The sequence below is a fragment of the Roseobacter sp. SK209-2-6 genome (assembly GCF_000169455.1).
GTDB lineage: Bacteria > Pseudomonadota > Alphaproteobacteria > Rhodobacterales > Rhodobacteraceae > Pseudophaeobacter.
Window position 1 is genome coordinate 72,501 of record NZ_AAYC01000009.1, and the last position, 16,246, is coordinate 88,746.

General features: G+C 54.2%; 10 protein-coding genes, 2 tRNA genes, 2 rRNA genes and 1 pseudogene. 10 read left to right on the forward strand and 5 right to left on the reverse strand.

Going from position 1 to position 16,246, the window contains the following annotated elements:
* The first annotated feature begins 62 nt into the window (after positions 1-62).
* From RSK20926_RS14235 to RSK20926_RS14245, 3 genes are all read left to right on the forward strand, one after another.
* Positions 63-2,897 (forward strand): 23S ribosomal RNA (locus RSK20926_RS14235).
* A 200-nt stretch (positions 2,898-3,097) separates the two neighbouring features.
* Positions 3,098-3,212 (forward strand): 5S ribosomal RNA (gene rrf / locus RSK20926_RS14240).
* A gap of 161 nt (positions 3,213-3,373) precedes the next feature.
* Positions 3,374-3,450, forward strand: a tRNA-Met gene (locus tag RSK20926_RS14245).
* A gap of 249 nt (positions 3,451-3,699) precedes the next feature.
* On the opposite strand, the gene RSK20926_RS14250 is transcribed toward RSK20926_RS14245, so the two are convergent.
* Positions 3,700-4,320: a hypothetical protein gene (locus tag RSK20926_RS14250; protein ID WP_037255228.1), complete on the reverse strand. Its 621-nt coding sequence runs from the start codon at positions 4,318-4,320 to the stop codon at positions 3,700-3,702.
* Between the two features lie 57 nt (positions 4,321-4,377).
* Here RSK20926_RS14250 and RSK20926_RS14260 point away from each other — a divergent pair.
* A protein-coding gene (locus RSK20926_RS14260) for an IS3-like element ISRosp5 family transposase (protein ID WP_085979699.1) occupies positions 4,378-5,504 on the forward strand; the annotation gives its coding sequence in 2 pieces (ribosomal slippage) (positions 4,378-4,642 and positions 4,642-5,504; 1,128 coding nt in all).
* Between the two features lie 3 nt (positions 5,505-5,507).
* Here RSK20926_RS14260 and RSK20926_RS14265 read toward each other — a convergent pair.
* Positions 5,508-6,923 (reverse strand): annotated as a pseudogene (locus tag RSK20926_RS14265) (IS3 family transposase).
* A 662-nt stretch (positions 6,924-7,585) separates the two neighbouring features.
* On the opposite strand from RSK20926_RS14265, the gene RSK20926_RS22535 reads away from it, so the two are divergent.
* The 5 genes from RSK20926_RS22535 to RSK20926_RS14290 all read left to right on the forward strand — a co-directional run bounded on the left by RSK20926_RS22535 (position 7,586) and on the right by RSK20926_RS14290 (position 12,096).
* On the forward strand, positions 7,586-8,017 hold the full coding sequence (locus tag RSK20926_RS22535) for a c-type cytochrome (RefSeq protein WP_083805797.1): 432 nt from the start codon (positions 7,586-7,588) through the stop codon (positions 8,015-8,017).
* Positions 8,018-8,027: 10 nt separating this feature from the next.
* Positions 8,028-8,369: a copper resistance CopC family protein gene (locus RSK20926_RS14275; protein ID WP_037255229.1), complete on the forward strand. Its 342-nt coding sequence runs from the start codon at positions 8,028-8,030 to the stop codon at positions 8,367-8,369.
* 2 nt (positions 8,370-8,371) lie between these two features.
* Complete coding sequence (locus RSK20926_RS14280; RefSeq protein ID WP_008207756.1) at positions 8,372-9,238, forward strand: copper resistance D family protein; 867 nt, start codon at positions 8,372-8,374, stop codon at positions 9,236-9,238.
* 194 nt (positions 9,239-9,432) lie between these two features.
* Positions 9,433-10,761, forward strand: coding sequence for a hypothetical protein (locus RSK20926_RS14285; protein WP_008207758.1), 1,329 nt, complete (start codon positions 9,433-9,435; stop codon positions 10,759-10,761).
* A gap of 378 nt (positions 10,762-11,139) precedes the next feature.
* Entirely contained in the window at positions 11,140-12,096 is a 957-nt protein-coding gene (locus RSK20926_RS14290) for an ABC transporter substrate-binding protein (RefSeq protein WP_008207760.1), read from the forward strand.
* 87 nt (positions 12,097-12,183) lie between these two features.
* On the opposite strand, the gene hemN is transcribed toward RSK20926_RS14290, so the two are convergent.
* Positions 12,184-13,539: an oxygen-independent coproporphyrinogen III oxidase gene (hemN, locus tag RSK20926_RS14295; protein WP_008207761.1), complete on the reverse strand. Its 1,356-nt coding sequence runs from the start codon at positions 13,537-13,539 to the stop codon at positions 12,184-12,186.
* Between the two features lie 237 nt (positions 13,540-13,776).
* Here hemN and RSK20926_RS14300 point away from each other — a divergent pair.
* Positions 13,777-13,863 (forward strand) — tRNA-Leu (locus RSK20926_RS14300).
* Between the two features lie 267 nt (positions 13,864-14,130).
* Here the strand turns inward: RSK20926_RS14300 and RSK20926_RS14305 are convergent.
* Together RSK20926_RS14305 and RSK20926_RS14310 are read right to left on the reverse strand one after the other, a co-directional pair.
* Positions 14,131-15,396: an ABC transporter permease gene (locus RSK20926_RS14305; protein WP_008207763.1), complete on the reverse strand. Its 1,266-nt coding sequence runs from the start codon at positions 15,394-15,396 to the stop codon at positions 14,131-14,133.
* Entirely contained in the window at positions 15,393-16,199 is an 807-nt protein-coding gene (locus tag RSK20926_RS14310) for a taurine ABC transporter ATP-binding protein (protein ID WP_008207766.1), read from the reverse strand. Before RSK20926_RS14310 ends, RSK20926_RS14305 begins: the two co-directional genes overlap by 4 nt.
* Between the last annotated feature and the right edge of the window lie 47 nt (positions 16,200-16,246).

Consider the following 16,246-nt stretch of genomic DNA (forward strand, 5'->3'; position numbering starts at 1 on the left):
TTCGCGCTCAAGTAGCCGAATAGGCGGTAGCGCCACTATCATGGCTGTCTCTTTCTGGATCAGATCAAGCGCGAGAAGGGCGTTTGGTGAATGCCTTGGCAGTAAGAGGCGATGAAGGACGTGATACTCTGCGATAAGTCATGGGGAGCCGAGAATAGGCTTTGATCCATGAATTTCCGAATGGGGGAACCCACCTGACTGTTCATTATTGTTAGCCGCAAGGTTATCAATAATGTTCATAACCAGGTACTTAAGACCTGAATACATAGGGTTTTAAGAGCAAACCCGGGGAACTGAAACATCTAAGTACCCGGAGGAAAGGAAATCAATTGATACTCCCCTAGTAGCGGCGAGCGAACGGGGACCAGCCGAGCCTGATGAGTGACTAGAATGCGTTGGGAAGCGCAGCCATAGCGGGTGATAGCCCCGTATAGGAAGCTCTGAGGGACGTATTAAGTAGGGCGGGACACGTGAAATCCTGTCTGAAGATCGGAGGACCACCTTCGAAGGCTAAGTACTCCTTACTGACCGATAGTGAACCAGTACCGTGAGGGAAAGGTGAAAAGCACCCCGACGAGGGGAGTGAAACAGTACCTGAAACCGAACGCCTACAATCAGTTGGAGGCCCCTTGAGGGCTGACAGCGTACCTTTTGTATAATGGGTCATCGACTTGGTCTCACGAGCAAGCTTAAGCCGTTAGGTGTAGGCGCAGCGAAAGCGAGTCTTAATAGGGCGCATGAGTTCGTGGGATCAGACCCGAAACCGAGTGATCTAGGCATGGCCAGGTTGAAGGTGCGGTAACACGCACTGGAGGACCGAACCCACATCTGTTGAAAAAGATCGGGATGAGCTGTGCCTAGGGGTGAAAGGCCAATCAAACTCGGAGATAGCTGGTTCTCTGCGAAATCTATTTAGGTAGAGCGTCATCCGAATACCCCGGGGGGTAGAGCACTGGATGGGTAATGGGGCCCCACAGGCTTACTGATCCTAACCAAACTCCGAATACCCGGGAGTACTAGATGGCAGACACACTGCGGATGCTAACGTCCGTAGTGGAGAGGGAAACAACCCTGACCTCCGGCTAAGGCCCCTAATTCATGGCTAAGTGGGAAAGCAGGTGAGACGTCCAAAACAACCAGGAGGTTGGCTTAGAAGCAGCCATCCTTTAAAGATAGCGTAACAGCTCACTGGTCTAATTAAGATGTCTTGCGGCGAAGATGTAACGGGGCTCAAGCCATGAGCCGAAGCCGAGGATGCACATAGTGCATGGTAGCAGAGCGTAGTGTGACATAGTTCCATGCGTCTTTAACCTTCCTCTGGAAGGTCTTGGACGCAAGGAGCTTTCGATGAAGCGGGCGCGTGAGCGATCCCGTGGAGAGATCACTAGCGAGAATGATGACATGAGTAGCGACAAAGAGTGTGAGAGACACTCTCGCCGAAAGTCCAAGGGTTCCTGCTTAAAGCTAATCTGAGCAGGGTAAGCCGACCCCTAAGGCGAGGCCGAAAGGCGTAGTCGATGGGAACCAGGTTAATATTCCTGGGCCAGGAGGAATGTGACGGATCTCGAAGGTAGTTCATCCTTATTGGATTGAATGGGCTGCTGAGAGGTTCCTGGAAATAGCACCTCCATAAGATCGTACCCTAAACCGACACAGGTGGACTGGTAGAGAATACCAAGGCGCTTGAGAGAACGATGTTGAAGGAACTCGGCAAAATACCTCCGTAAGTTCGCGAGAAGGAGGCCCGGGTCCTACGCAAGTGGAATCCGGGGGCACAAACCAGGGGGTGGCGACTGTTTATTAAAAACACAGGGCTCTGCGAAGTCGCAAGACGACGTATAGGGTCTGACGCCTGCCCGGTGCCTGAAGGTTAAAAGGAGGGGTGAGAGCTCCGAATTGAAGCCCAGGTAAACGGCGGCCGTAACTATAACGGTCCTAAGGTAGCGAAATTCCTTGTCGGGTAAGTTCCGACCTGCACGAATGGCGTAACGACTTCCCCGCTGTCTCCAACATCGACTCAGCGAAATTGAATTGCCTGTCAAGATGCAGGCTTCCCGCGGTTAGACGGAAAGACCCCGTGCACCTTTACTACAGCTTCGCACTGGCATCAGGATTGTGATGTGCAGGATAGGTGGTAGGCATCGAAGCAGGGACGCAAGTCCCTGTGGAGCCTCCCTTGAGATACCACCCTTCGCACTCTTGATGTCTAACCGCGGTCCGTTATCCGGATCCGGGACCCTGCGTGGCGGGTAGTTTGACTGGGGCGGTCGCCTCCTAAAGCGTAACGGAGGCGCGCGAAGGTTGGCTCAGAGCGGTCGGAAATCGCTCGTTGAGTGCAATGGCAGAAGCCAGCCTGACTGCGAGACTGACAAGTCGAGCAGAGACGAAAGTCGGCCATAGTGATCCGGTGGTCCCGAGTGGAAGGGCCATCGCTCAACGGATAAAAGGTACGCCGGGGATAACAGGCTGATACTGCCCAAGAGTCCATATCGACGGCAGTGTTTGGCACCTCGATGTCGGCTCATCTCATCCTGGGGCTGGAGCAGGTCCCAAGGGTACGGCTGTTCGCCGTTTAAAGAGGTACGTGAGCTGGGTTTAGAACGTCGTGAGACAGTTCGGTCCCTATCTGCCGTGGGTGTAGGATACTTGAGAGGAGTTGCCCCTAGTACGAGAGGACCGGGGTGAACGATCCACTGGTGGACCAGTTGTCGTGCCAACGGCAGTGCTGGGTAGCTATGATCGGACAGGATAACCGCTGAAGGCATCTAAGCGGGAAGCCCCCCTCAAAACAAGGTATCCCTGAGGGCCGTGGAAGACCACCACGTCAATAGGCCGGAGATGTAAGCATGGTAACATGCTCAGTTGACCGGTACTAATCGCCCGATTGGCTTGATCTGATCCAGTAAAAGACAGCCAAACAGAAAGCACCAAGCAAGACTTGGACAACACTTGATTGTATTCCTGCGCTCTTGGAAGTGTCACGAAACACCATCGTGACATAACTCGGGTGCGGCTTCTCGCGCAGTTGCCACGCAACTACGCTGCCAGCCGCCAACCGAGAAAATCCAAGAACCGCAGGTTCTTGGATTTTACTCGGTTTGGTGGTCATAGCGAGAGCAAAACACCCGGTCCCATCCCGAACCCGGAAGTTAAGTGCCTTTGCGCCGATGGTACTTGGGCTTAAGCCCTGGGAGAGTAGGTCACCGCCAAACCTAGTAAAATCCAACAATCCTCTCTAAACGATCAATCAAAAATACCTCGCCTGACAAATCTATACGTTAAGTGAGGAAAAACGGGCCCAAAAAGCGATACGCTCAGAAGCCCGTAACCCTGTCCTCAAGCAGCCGAATAGGCGGTAGGACTAACACAGCGTCGCGGGATGGAGCAGCCAGGTAGCTCGTCAGGCTCATAACCTGAAGGTCGTAGGTTCAAATCCTACTCCCGCAACCAAAAACACAACAGAAATAGCAGAATGATAGCGCACAAAGGCGCGCTTTACCCGTTTGGGCCCAAAACTTCGTGGAAGCACCGTGGAAGCAAATTGAGCAAAGTGCTGTTGCAGCGGAGTTACAGTGCGTTGTTCCGAGCAGGCGTCCAGAAACGGCGGCCAGCCGAGCTTGGGAGCGGACTTTTGCGGCTTGAGCTACGATTGCCAAATTCTAATGGATGCAGATCTTTTTACTCATTTCGAATGTGGATTCAATCCGAGTCAGCTTCCTTATTCTTATTGAGCAGCTCTTCCAGAGCTTCGATGTCATCTTCATTTAACGCGGGGAAAAGCGACACCGACATTGCATTCTCTACCTTTGCTCGTGCGGCGTCCCAGTCGTCCAAAGGGTCATGCTCGATGTATTTTGCGATGGCTTCATACTGTTTGTGCACCTCAATGCGAGCCGACGTGGATAGTTCTCGGCTAAGAGCAAGGTGATAAGGGGTTGGATAGCCGAAACGTACGAGTTGAGGGAGGAAACCCGGCATCGGCCAATGGTAAATAGCGGTTGCAACCTCAACATCGGAGACTAACTGGGCGAAAGAACTCATAATGAAGCTAATCTCCGATGCAAACCGGTTCGAAAAACGTCTAGTGAATTTTGCCATTTCATCGGGTTTGATGGCTCTTTTTTCATCGCCTTCGTTATTAGCAATGAAGATAGAAATGGTTGAATCTATTTCGAGAAGTGTTTTTTGCTCAACCCAATCTACTAGGATTTCGCCAATACCCGTGAGAGCGACAGACCTCTTTGACACTAAGCCCTTTTGATTCTTGTATGCTCTGCCTAGAATTTTTTCCAAACTCTCGGGCCTGAAGAAGGCATCCAAATGATCCTCCCCCACTGAAGTGATCCGCCCGTATAGTTAGGAAACGGAGGATCAGATATGGGAATCAAGCGACACAAGCCCGAAGAGATTGTCACGAAGTTACGGCAGGTTGAGGTGCTTTGCGGCCAAGGGATGCCGCGCGTAGACGCCATTCGACAGGTGCAGATTACAGAACAAACCTTCTATCGCTGGCGCAAGCAATATGGCGGTATGGGAACCGACCAACTGAAGGAACTAAAGCGACTTCAGAAGGAGAATGACCGGCTGCGTCGGGCAGTTTCTGATCTGACATTGGACAAGCTCATTCTGTCGGAAGCTGCACGGGGAAACTTCTGAGCCCCTCGCGCCGCCGTAACTGCATTGATCATGTGCGACGCCAGTTCCACGTCTCAGAGCGTCGCGCCTGCCGTGTTCTGGGACAGCACCGTTCCACACAGAGGCGGGTGCCTGTTGGACGTGCTGACGAAGACCGGTTGGTGTCTGACATGATCGAACTGACACGCCAATATGGTCGATACGGTTACCGTCGGATAGCGGCTCTTCTGAGAGACGCCGGCTGGCAAATCAACGACAAACGTGTTGAGCGCCTATGGCGGCGTGAGGGGCTGAAAGTTCCAATGAAACAACCGAAGAAAGGACGGCTCTGGCTGAACGACGGGTCGTGTGTTCGACTCCGGCCCGAATATCGTGACCATGTCTGGTCCTATGACTTCGTGCACCATCGAACGGATGACGGGAAAGCGTTCCGGACACTGAACATTCTGGATGAACACAGCCGGGAATGCCTGGCGATCCGGGTGAAGAGGCGCTTGAACTCGGCAGAAGTTATTGACGCGCTGACAGATCTTTTCATCCTGCGTGGCGTTCCTGCTTTCATCAGATCAGATAATGGCCCAGAGTTCATTGCTCAGGCCGTTCGAGATTGGATCGCAGCGGTCGGTGCCCAAACGGCCTACATTGAACCAGGATCACCTTGGGAGAACGGATACTGTGAAAGCTTCAACGCGCGCTTCAGAGACGAGCTGCTGAATGGAGAGGTATTTTACAGCCTGCGTGAAGCCCAGATCCTGATTGAACAATGGAGAAATCACTACAACACAAAACGGCCGCATAGTGCTCTGGGCTATCGCCCACCGGCTCCGGAAGCCATCGTTCCGGTGGAAACCAGGCCGATCATGCACTAACACTCACACTGGACCACTTCGATGGGGCTGATCAGGCTTCCGTTTGATCCTTTCTCGTTGTTTCAGAATGGTCTGGCCGCGCCCGAAGTAGACATCAGCCGGGGCGAGATTTTGCAGGCTCTCGTGATAGCGCCGGTGGTTGTACTGATCGACAAAGGCATCGATCTGTTGCCTGAGATCACCCGCTGCCCGGCAGCACATGCAAAGCATGTGTGAGAGGGGGCAGGTAGTAGTTTTCCAGCAAGATGCGGCTCTTCAAGGTCTGGTGCCATCGCTCGACCTTCCCCTGAGTTTGCGGGTGATACGGAGCACCTCGAACATGTTCCATCTGCTGGTCCTCCAGCCAATCGGCCAACTCGCTGGAGAGGTAGCTGGACCCGTTGTCGCTGAGTAGCCGTGGCTTGTGAACGACTGTCACCCGATCACAACCCGAAGCCTTTAACGCGAGATCCAGCGTGTCGGTCACATCACCCGACTTCATCGTCGTGCAGAGCTTCCAGGCGATGATGTAGCGGCTGTAGTCATCGAGGATGGTCGACAGATAGAACCAGCCCCAACCGATGACCTTCAGGTAAGTGAAGTCGGTCTGCCAGAGCTGGTTCGGCCGCGTGGTTTTGTCGTGGAACTCGTCAGCGGCGGACAGAACCACATAGGCTGGGCTGGTAATCAGGTCATAAGACTTGAGGATGCGATAGGTTGAAGCCTCTGACACAAAATACTTTTCCGTGTCGGTGAAGCGCACAGCCAACTCGTGCGGCGACACATCGCTTTCCTTCAGAGCCAAGTCCTTGATCTTCTCCCGAACCGGCTCGGGAATGCGGTTCCAGACCCGTGAGGGCTTGGGACTGCGATCCTCAAGCGCCTCGGGGCCGCCCGACAGATACCGGTCATAGCCCGTTGACCGGCAGTCGATTGCTAAGCGATCGATGAGAGGGGGCGATAGAAAGTGGCCCTGGGGACACCGAGCTTGTCCAGCGTGCGCTTTGTCGGCAGATGCCCCCTCCACCAGCCGAATGATTTCGAGTTTCTCGGATGCAGGGTATCTCATTCGTCGTCGCCCCCATCTGCGATCATGCTTTCTTTGAGCAACCGCAGTTCAAGGGCCTGTTCGGCAACCACTTCCTTCAGATCGCGTGCCTCACGGCGCAGATCTTTGACCTCGGTCGATGTCGCTGCACGCGCCGTGTCGCCCGCCAGACGTTTCTTCCCAGCTTCGAGGAACTCCTTGGACCAGCTGTAGTAGAGGCTCTCAGCGATGCCCTCACGCCGACACAGCTCGGCAATGCTGTCCTCGCCCTTCAGGCCGTCCAGCACGATCCTGATCTTCTCTTCCGCAAAATACTGCTTGCGGGTGGCTCGGCGGATGTCTTTGACGACCTTCCCGCCGTGGCTCCGCTTAGTTCCGGGTTTCTGTCTCATCTCCACTCTTTGGTGGTTACGATGTGCCAGAAAACCTCTCTTATCAAATCACCCTAAACTGTCCCATTGGCGCTGACGTCAGACAGTTGGAACGGGGCTTTCAAGAGATGTCGCGAGGAGATCAAGGCTCTGAGGCGAGCTTGGGGCAAAGATACCGTGTTGTGATGTTTTCGGATGTTGGGTAAGTTCTATGGGTGCATGTTTTTGGGCGAATAACTACTGGGCTGTTGGCCATTGCGCTGGCCTTGGTAACAGGGCTGGGAGCACATGCACATGCTCCGACTAGTCTTTCTCCGGCTGGTCTTTGCGAGAACCTGCGCTGTGATGCGCATGTGTTGGCCTCTTCCCAACAAACACACTTCGGTCATTCCGTAGCTCATGAAAAATGTGACGAGCATTCCAGAGAGCAAAACAGCGAGTGCTGTGAATTCCTCTGTAGTGGCTCTGTGTTTTTTGGACTAAGGGCAATTGAAGTAAAGCATCAGCTTTTGATCCTTGCCACTTGGCCCGTTCTGTCTCTCTCAGCTTTTGAAGCGCCAGATATGCTGGAAAGACCACCTAAGCTGTAAAGCAGTTTCGCCTCCGATTTTAGGGCTACGCCGCCATTGGCCGTGTTCTGAAACGGAATGCCTCAAGCTGTTTTTCAAGGTTAGGACCAATCAATGAACCGAAGTCTCAATCTGGCAGGCGCTTGCGCTGCCTTGGCCGTTGCTGGCTATATACTTTTACCTTCAAACATCTCGAATGAGGAGGAGAGCTCCTCAAAGCTTCCAACCGTCGGCCTGGTTTCCATCCAGGTGCCTCCACTTGAGGGAAATGCTGCTGTTGGGGCGCGAATTTTCGAAAACGCCTGCGCGACTTGTCATGGTTCCAACGCGAGCGGAATAGAGGGTGCGGGACCTCCGTTAGTCCACAAAATATATAAACCGAGCCATCATTCAGATGAATCCTTTCAAAGAGCGGTTGCAAGAGGAGTCAAAAGTCATCACTGGCGATTTGGCGACATGCCGAGGATTACTGGCCTGACCCGTGGTGATGTTACCATGGTCATAGCCTATATTCGCCAGGTTCAACGCGCCAATGGTATCAATTGAGGACACCAGAATGAAAATGCTTTTTCCTTTCCTCCTGCTCTCAGCGCTGGCCAGCGGTGTATTCGCGCATTCTCGTGTAGACAGGACCGTGCCCGAAGATGGTGCAACCATAGCTGCGGCGCCAGATGTGCTTAGTCTCAGCTTCGCCGCTGATATCCGTTTGACTCGGGTAGAATTGACCCATCAGGATCAGCACTCCGTCCGGCTGGACCTTGGGGAGCAGAGGAGTTTTGCTCAGGAGTTTTCCATACCTTTCCAGGACATGGGGCAGGGTAGATACCGCATTGAATGGCGAGGGCTCGGAGTTGATGGCCATTCGATGCAGGGCGCGTTCTCCTTTACGGTGGATTAAACATGCCTGATATCTGGGCGGTCACCGCGATACTGGTAAAGCTGTTGCTCTATATCTGTATCTTATGGGGAAGTGGGCTTGCGATCATGCGGGTCATTTTCTCTGACTTGGTCTCACCCCTTGCTTCTCTGATGACCTGGCACATGCTTTTTTGGGCTGGGGGTATCTTACTGACTTCAGGCCTTGGATTTATGCTGCGAGGTGCCGCCCTTACGGGTAGCGCCGATGGTATGATAGACCCTGAAATGCTCGGCCTGTTGTGGCAGACCTCAGCGGGGGATGCTTTGCTCTACCGTTGCATTGGGGCTGTCGTGCTTATTATTGGAACTATGCTCCCTCTTGGTGGGGCCTGGGTCTCGCTCTTTGGAGGGCTACTGACGATTTGGTCCTTTGGGCTGATCGGCCATGTGCCGGAACTCGGAGGGGGAGCTGCGCGAGTGCTCTTGTTTCTACATCTTCTGGGTATTGCTTTTTGGGTTGGTATTCTGGGGCCGTTGCGCAGGCTCGCGCAGCAATCCTTGCACCATCAGAGATCTGCTAGGCTGGGGCATCGCTTTGGCCAAGTCGCCGCGGTCATTGTCCCTGCGCTGATCTTGGCGGGGCTTCTGATGGCTTGGATTGTTTTGGGGGAAATCTCGGCATTGTTCACAACCGGCTATGGGCAAACTCTGGTTGCAAAAATGCTACTTGTGGCGGCGCTGCTCACCCTGGCAGCGGTAAACAAGCTACGGTTCGTTCCTGCGATGTTGGCGGGGGACAAACAGGCTGTGGGTCATTTGACCCGCTCCATCGAAATCGAAACCTGGATTATCCTCACCGTGCTTGCGGCAACCGCAATGCTTACCAGTGTTCTGGCGCTTCCAAACTGAGCTGTTTTTTATGCTTCTCGACCTGTGTCCACTCCTGGGCTAAGCTTGCTCCGGAGTGGATTTGGAAATCTGTGTTCGCTGACGGAAAATGATTAAAGGTTTAGGATCCAATTGAAGTGGATCGCTCTCAGGCACATATTCCAGAATGCTCTAATTGATTTTTGTTACTAAGTACTTTTCTGGAGATTTCGGCGATGTGGATAATCTACACGACAAAACCCGGTGACACCTTGGAAACCATAGTTGCGAAACATCGCATCAAGGATCCGGCCACCATTCTGACCCACAAACAGAACAAGAAGATTGCCAAAGACCTCAAAGCTGGCAAGGAACTGCCAAAGGGAACTAAAGTCACAATACCAGACCCTAAGGGTAAGGTTTACGTTGTGAAGACGAAATCCGGCACCCAGTACCTGGATGAGGCCGGCTACAAAGACTACTTGAAAGTCGTGCATAAGAAGATGGATGAAGCCATCTTTAAGTTAAAGCAGCGTATCAACTATGCGACGGGGCGGCATGATGCGCAAAACAAAATCAATGACGACCAGTGGTTCGTTGCGGCCTGCATTAGCGTCGTCAATTCTGTTCCAGAGCCCAAATCGCGCAAGAAAGCGGAGTCTGCCTTTAGCAAGGCAGAGAAAGCCGGAAAGGCGCGCGATTACAAAGCTTTTGAAAAGAATATTGAACCGGCCAATATCGCTATTGCCACCTACAGCAATGAGGTCCTCTCCTGGATTGACGGCATTATCAATGCTGGCGAGGGTACTGTTAAGGTTCTCGAGGGGGTAAAGACCGTCGGAATGGTCTGTGGTGCGGTTGCGGCAACGACGGTGATTGCACCGGCTGGACTGGCCGCCGGTGTCTTGACCGGGGCTGGTGTCGGTGGGGGAACCACGATGGCCTACGACGGTTTTGACCAAATTGGCCGGGTTGTCGCCGGAACCAAGCCGCGTCCTACGGATGAGATCCTGAAACGCGCCGCCGGTGGGGCACTGGCCGGAGCTGCAGGTGCTGCGGTTGTCGGCATCATTATGAAGGGAGCCGGTCCCTATATTTCCAAATTGGCAAGTTCGAACAAGTTTCTGGAAGGCCAGGTGCAACGCATCCTGACCGGCTCCCACCTGAACCTGGATAAAGTCTACGCGGCTGAAGTCAGTGCCATGGTGCAGAAACTTGGCATCGAAAGCACTGAAGCTTTGCTCAAGGCCCGTGCCTCCATCATGGGTGTCGCTCTGTCCAAGCTTCTATTGCGTATTTCTATGGGCGCTTTGAACAAACAGGTTGGTAGCGGAAAATGGATCACGGATCAGATCACCAGCTGGATTTCTGGAGATGAAAAACGCGTTGGTGGAAAGAGCGCTGATGCGACCTCCAAGGCCTTCGCAGAAGATCTGGTGAAGTCCAAGGCTCTGGATCCCGTGTTTGATGATATGGTGCATAAGAACGAAAAGAACCTTCGGAAACTTCTTCAACAGGAAATCAAAACTGCTGCTCTGGCGGAGTTGAAGAAACAGAAGGCCTAAACAAGGGCTTCTGGAAGAGAACCAAAGGCGGTGGGGCAGCTCTGCCCCTGCCGCGCTTTCCGTGGTAACCGAAGATGCCAGGTGAAACCCCGCTATTCGGGGGCAAATCCAAGTTCCTGGCCACTTCTGCGCGAAGAAGCAAGAGCCGTTGGTGGTGCGGTTTTTGATACCAACGAAGGGTTTTCCAAGATTTTACCGGATTAGTTCGAATGCTGTGAATTTTCAGCTTCCGAGCGGTTCGAATTACGCTCTGACTTCTGCATTTGATTAACTTCCCGCTCCTAGACTCGCCTCAGCTTGACGCAAGTTCGGTGGGGCTGGGATGGGACCCTGTGACCTCTCCTGCTGGCTCGCGTATCGCCATTGGAAAGGATCAAAATGCTGAAATCAACTTTTGCCGCAATCGGCACCGCCGCAGTTCTGGCCACGGGGGCAAGTGCAGCCGAGCTGGGTGATGTCAATAAGCCAATTCGACTGGGCTTGAACAACTGGACTGGCCATCAAGTCAGCACCTATGTTGCAGGTGAAATCCTCAAAGCTGCAGGCTATCAGGTCGAATATGTGAATGTGACCAACCAAGATTTCTGGTCCTCTTTGGCCGCTGGTGACATCCATGCAAACGTGGAAGTCTGGTCAACCAGCCAAACTGCGGAAGTTGCCGAGTCTTTGGCAAGCGGTGCCACAATGGACCTGGGAGATTTGGAACTCTATGCGCAGGAAGGCCTGGTCTATCCGGCGCATGTCGAGGAGCTGTGCCCAGGGCTGCCGAACTGGGAAGCGCTGCGTGATTGTGCATCCGTCTTTGCAACCTCGGAAACCGGTGATCAAGGGCGCCTCATCGGCTATCCTGCGGATTGGAGCAGCCCGGGGGCCGATCGGGTCGCAGGCTTGGGCCTCCCCTTCACGAATACTCCCGCTGCGGATGAAAACGGATTGACCGAGGCTCTGCGCGAGTCAGTTGAAAACAATACCGCAGTGCTGGCGACCTTCTGGCAGCCGCATTGGGCCATGCTGGAATATAACCTCAAGTTCGTGCAGCTGCCTCCGGCAGAGCCTGCCTGCTTTAGCGACCCTTCTTGGGGGCCAAACCCAAATGCCGTCAACGACTGCGGATTTGAAAGCGCACGTGTGATGAAAGCGGGCTGGGGTCAGCTTGCTGAAACATGGCCGGCTGCTTTTGAAATCCTCTTCACCTTCACTCTGAATATTGAAGATCAACAGCCTATGATGGGCTCTGTTGATGTTGAAGGGCGCCCGGTGGAGGAAGTTGTAAAAGAATGGATGAGCATGAATGAATTCGTCTGGCGTCCACTCCTGGATGACGCGACCTCCTAAACAGGTCCATTCCTAGGCATTAAACAAAGAAAGGCCCGGAAAACACCGGGCCTTTCTTCTTTTATCCATCGTCTTGTTCTGTCCTGGTCAGGAGGCGCGGCTAAAGCGAGCCTCGGCAGGCATATGGGCATCCAGAACACTGGCAATCAGACGAGTGAGCGGGCGCCCATCTGGGTGGATTTCCAAGACCTCATTGTTCAGGGTAACCAGGTCGCCAAAGCGCGCAGCGGCCTTCAGCAAATCTGGTTCCAGCACCTCGCTGAGATTGCCAAATGTCAAAGACAGTTCTTTGCGATCTACGCGGAAATCACACATGATCATCTCAATGGCGCGGGCGCGAAGCAGGTCTTCCTGGGTCATCTCATGTCCGCGCGCGCCCGCCAGTCGCCCTTCCTCCACGCGTTTCACATAGGCTGGTGTTGCGGGTGCATTCTGCACATAGCCGCCGGGAAACCGGGAAATGGATGAGGCTCCAAAGCCGATCAGGGCCGGGCAGGTATCTACCGTATACCCCTGAAAATTCCGGCGTAGATGGGCGCTGTGCGCAGCAATGGCCAGACTGTCATCCGGGCGCGCAAAGTGATCAATGCCAATCGCGGAGAAACCCGCCGCCTCAAAAGCCTCTGCTGCCTGTCCAGCCAAGGCATGGCGATCCCGATCCCCTGGCAAGGTAGCCTCATCGATCAATTGCTGACGTTTGGCCATCCACGGCACATGTGCATAGCCAAAGAGGGCGATGCGGTCAGGGGAGAGAGAGAGGACTTTCTCCAGAGTGTCCTGCATGCGGGCCTGGGTTTGATGGGGTAAACCATAGACTAGATCCGCATTAAGTGAGGTAATGCCCGCAGCCCGCAGGTCTTCGACACAGGTCTTGGTCACGTCATAGGGCTGGGAGCGGCCGATTGCGTCCTGCACCAGCGGATCAAAGTCCTGAATGCCGATGCTTGCGCGACTCATCCCCTCAGCCGCAAGGGCCGAGATCTTGTCACGGTCCACCAGTGTTGGGTCGATCTCGACCGAGAATTCCCAATCGTCGGTCGGGGTGAAGACTGTTTTGATCGCCTTGGCGAGCCGGTGAATCAAGTCAGGTGGCAAGATGGTCGGGGTGCCGCCCCCCCAATGCAGGCGCCCCATCCTGAGGCCCTGTGGAATGATGCGGCTAACATGCGCCAGCTCTTGTTCTAGGGTGCCGATATAGGCTTCAACCGGTGACAGGGATTGGGTGCCTTGGGTGCGGCAGGCGCAGAACCAGCACAGGCGCTCGCAAAACGGGATGTGAATGTAGACAGAGACCGGAACCGATGGGTCAAGATCCGCCAGTTGGCGCTGTTGCAGTGCTTCACCTGTCTCTGGCTTGAACACCGGAGCGGTAGGGTAAGATGTATAGCGGGGCACGCGGCTGTCAAAAAGACCCAGCGCGGCGAGTCGATCAATCTGTTTCATGACTCCCGTTTGTCTCTTTGTTGGCTCGCCCGCTTTGCGCAGGATCAAATTCTGGCCCAAATGGTGAAACACAATTCTCCAATCATGCTAAAGTAATTTTCGCTTAAATGTTTGAAAAAGAAGTGGTTTTCTCTGTCTTGAGCCAATTTCCCAAGGAGGTTTAAAAAATGGCATGGGCCATCTATTTTTCCATTTGACGATGCCGGGAACTCAGCTTATACGCCCATCACGACACCTGCCCAGGTGGCGGAATTGGTAGACGCGCTAGCTTCAGGTGCTAGTGTCCGTATGGACGTGGAGGTTCGAGTCCTCTCCTGGGCACCACTTTTCCCGCATCTTCAAAATTTGCAGCGCACAGCGCGTTTATGTTGACCCATACTTGCCGCATCGGCGGGGGGTAGGTGTTTTCAACATTCGAAAGGCAATGCTTCTTCGAGGTGTTCCAGGATCTTTGACCTCTGATTGAGAGGCAGTCTTGAACAAAAGTTCTAGGGCAGTTTCTGGTTAGGCTATCTTTCCTGGATTGGGGCGTTGCGGACGTGAAAAAGGCCCCTCAAGAGAGGGGCCTTTTCGTCAAACAGACTATGTTGCTTAGCTGCGGCCTTTCCAGGGGACCAGCCAGTTTTCGGCCTTGCGCATCAGAATGTCGATGCCATAGCCAATGATCCCGATCAGCACGATGCCCATGATGACGATATCCGTCAGCTGGAACTTGGAAGCGGCGATGATCATCATGCCAGCACCTTTTTGTGCGGCAACCAGTTCGGCGGCCACAACAGTGCCCCAGCAAACGCCCATAGCGACCCGGGCACCGGTAAAGATCTCTGGCAGCGAGTTCGGTACAATCACATGCCGCATGATTTGTGCTTTGGAGGCGCCGAGAGAGTAGGCGGCGTGGATCTTGGAGATATTCACCCCGGATACCCCGGCACGTGCCGCAATTGTCATGATCCAGAGGGCGGCTAGGAACAAGAGGAAGATCTTGCCGGTTTCCCAGATGCCGAACCAGATTATGACCAGTGGGATCAGCGCCAGGGGTGGCACCGGACGCATGAATTCCACAATTGGGTCAAACCAGCCGCGGAACCAGCCGCTCAGCCCCATGGCGTAGCCCAGCGGGATACCAACTATCGAGCCAAGGACAAAGCCAACAACAACACGGATCAGCGACCAGCCGAGATGCTCCCACAGGGTGAAGTTCTGGTAACCTTCGTCCGCAATCTCAAAGAAACGCTCAACGACCTTTTCCGGCGCAGGCAGCCAGATCGGGTTCATCTGCATCCCCAGTGACGGTGTGAACAGGATTGCGCCCTTACCGCTGAGCGAAACAGAGCCATCCCCGGTATCCACAGAACCATCAGCGCTGATCTCTTGGCCATTGATGGCCACGACACGTGCACCGGATTTGCGTTTCAGTTCATCGTTCTTGTCAAAGAGGATGGTGGCAGAGCGAGAAGCGGTCATCGCTACCGCGTCGTTCGAGGCGAGTCCTTCGCCGGGCTCGACTTCGAACTTCTCAGCTTTTTCCCCAAAGGGCGCAACACGCACAAAGATTGTCGCGTCATCCCGTTGGCCGTCTTCAGCTTCCACCGTGTAGGTGAATTGGGTTTCACCGGTAAACGGGGCAGGGACATGGATGGGGATCAGCTTTGAACCGGTGAAGGCACCCCAGATCACAAAGATCACCACCACTGATATGATCGAGGCGGCACGATCAGGGCGTACCGCACTTTCATCGCCAAAGGTCACGGTCTTGAGGCTGGTAAAATCCTTTTGCGAGGTCATGCCGCCGCGGATCACCTTGACCAGCACAAAGGCGCCAATAAAGAGCGCGAGATAAAACAGAAGAACGGTCATGCTACTTCCTCCGTGCGGCCCATGATTTCCTCTTCCATCTCCCAGATCATCGAGAGGATTTCATCGCGGGTTTCAGCAAAACCTTCGGATTTCTTGACGTCGCGCAGATCGGCATTCACACCACGCTCAGCAAAGGGCAGGCGATATTCCTTGTGGATGCGGCCAGGGCGCGGCGCCATGACCAGCAGCCGCTCACCCAAAAGCAGGGCTTCTTCCACAGAGTGAGTGATCAGGATGATAGTCTTGCCGGTTTCTTTCCAAAGCTTCAGAACCAGCCCCTGCATCTTTTCGCGGGTCAAGGCGTCCAGGGCGCCAAGGGGTTCATCCATCAGGATGATGTCGGGTTCATTGGCGAGGCAACGGGCGAGAGCCACACGCTGCTGCATGCCGCCTGATAGTTCGTAGACCGCCTTTTCCTTAAAGTCCTGCAGGCCAACGACCTCCAGCAGGTGATCAGCGATCTTGTCGCGCTCGGCCTTGGGCATGCCCTTCATCCTGGGGCCGAAATCGACGTTTTCACGCACGCTCATCCACTCGAAGAGCGCCCCCTTTTGGAAGACCATTCCGCGTTCGGCATCCGGGCCGGTGACGAGATGGCCGTTCAATTCGATCTTGCCCTCGGTTGGGGCAAGAAAGCCTGCCACGATGTTCAGCAAGGTGGTTTTGCCGCAGCCTGATGGCCCCAGCACCGACATCAATTCACCGGGTTTCAATGAGATCGAGACGTCTTTGAGCGCTTGAACCGAGCTGCCGTTGGGCAGATCAAAGCGCATGGAAAGACCGTTGATGTCCAATCCAGACATGGGCATCCCCTAGTGTTTATGTAGATAAGGAAATGGCCCGGATTTTA

Excerpts from the sequence above, each read along its gene's own strand:
- RSK20926_RS22535 (WP_083805797.1), top strand. The coding sequence starts at position 7,586 with ATGAACCGAAGTCTCAATCTGGCAGGCGCTTGCGCTGCCTTGGCCGTT.
- RSK20926_RS14275 (WP_037255229.1), top strand. The coding sequence starts at position 8,028 with ATGAAAATGCTTTTTCCTTTCCTCCTGCTCTCAGCGCTGGCCAGCGGT.
- RSK20926_RS14280 (WP_008207756.1), top strand. The coding sequence starts at position 8,372 with ATGCCTGATATCTGGGCGGTCACCGCGATACTGGTAAAGCTGTTGCTC.
- RSK20926_RS14285 (WP_008207758.1), top strand. The coding sequence starts at position 9,433 with ATGTGGATAATCTACACGACAAAACCCGGTGACACCTTGGAAACCATA.
- RSK20926_RS14290 (WP_008207760.1), top strand. The coding sequence starts at position 11,140 with ATGCTGAAATCAACTTTTGCCGCAATCGGCACCGCCGCAGTTCTGGCC.
- hemN (WP_008207761.1), bottom strand. The coding sequence starts at position 13,539 with ATGAAACAGATTGATCGACTCGCCGCGCTGGGTCTTTTTGACAGCCGC.
- RSK20926_RS14305 (WP_008207763.1), bottom strand. The coding sequence starts at position 15,396 with ATGACCGTTCTTCTGTTTTATCTCGCGCTCTTTATTGGCGCCTTTGTG.
- RSK20926_RS14310 (WP_008207766.1), bottom strand. The coding sequence starts at position 16,199 with ATGTCTGGATTGGACATCAACGGTCTTTCCATGCGCTTTGATCTGCCC.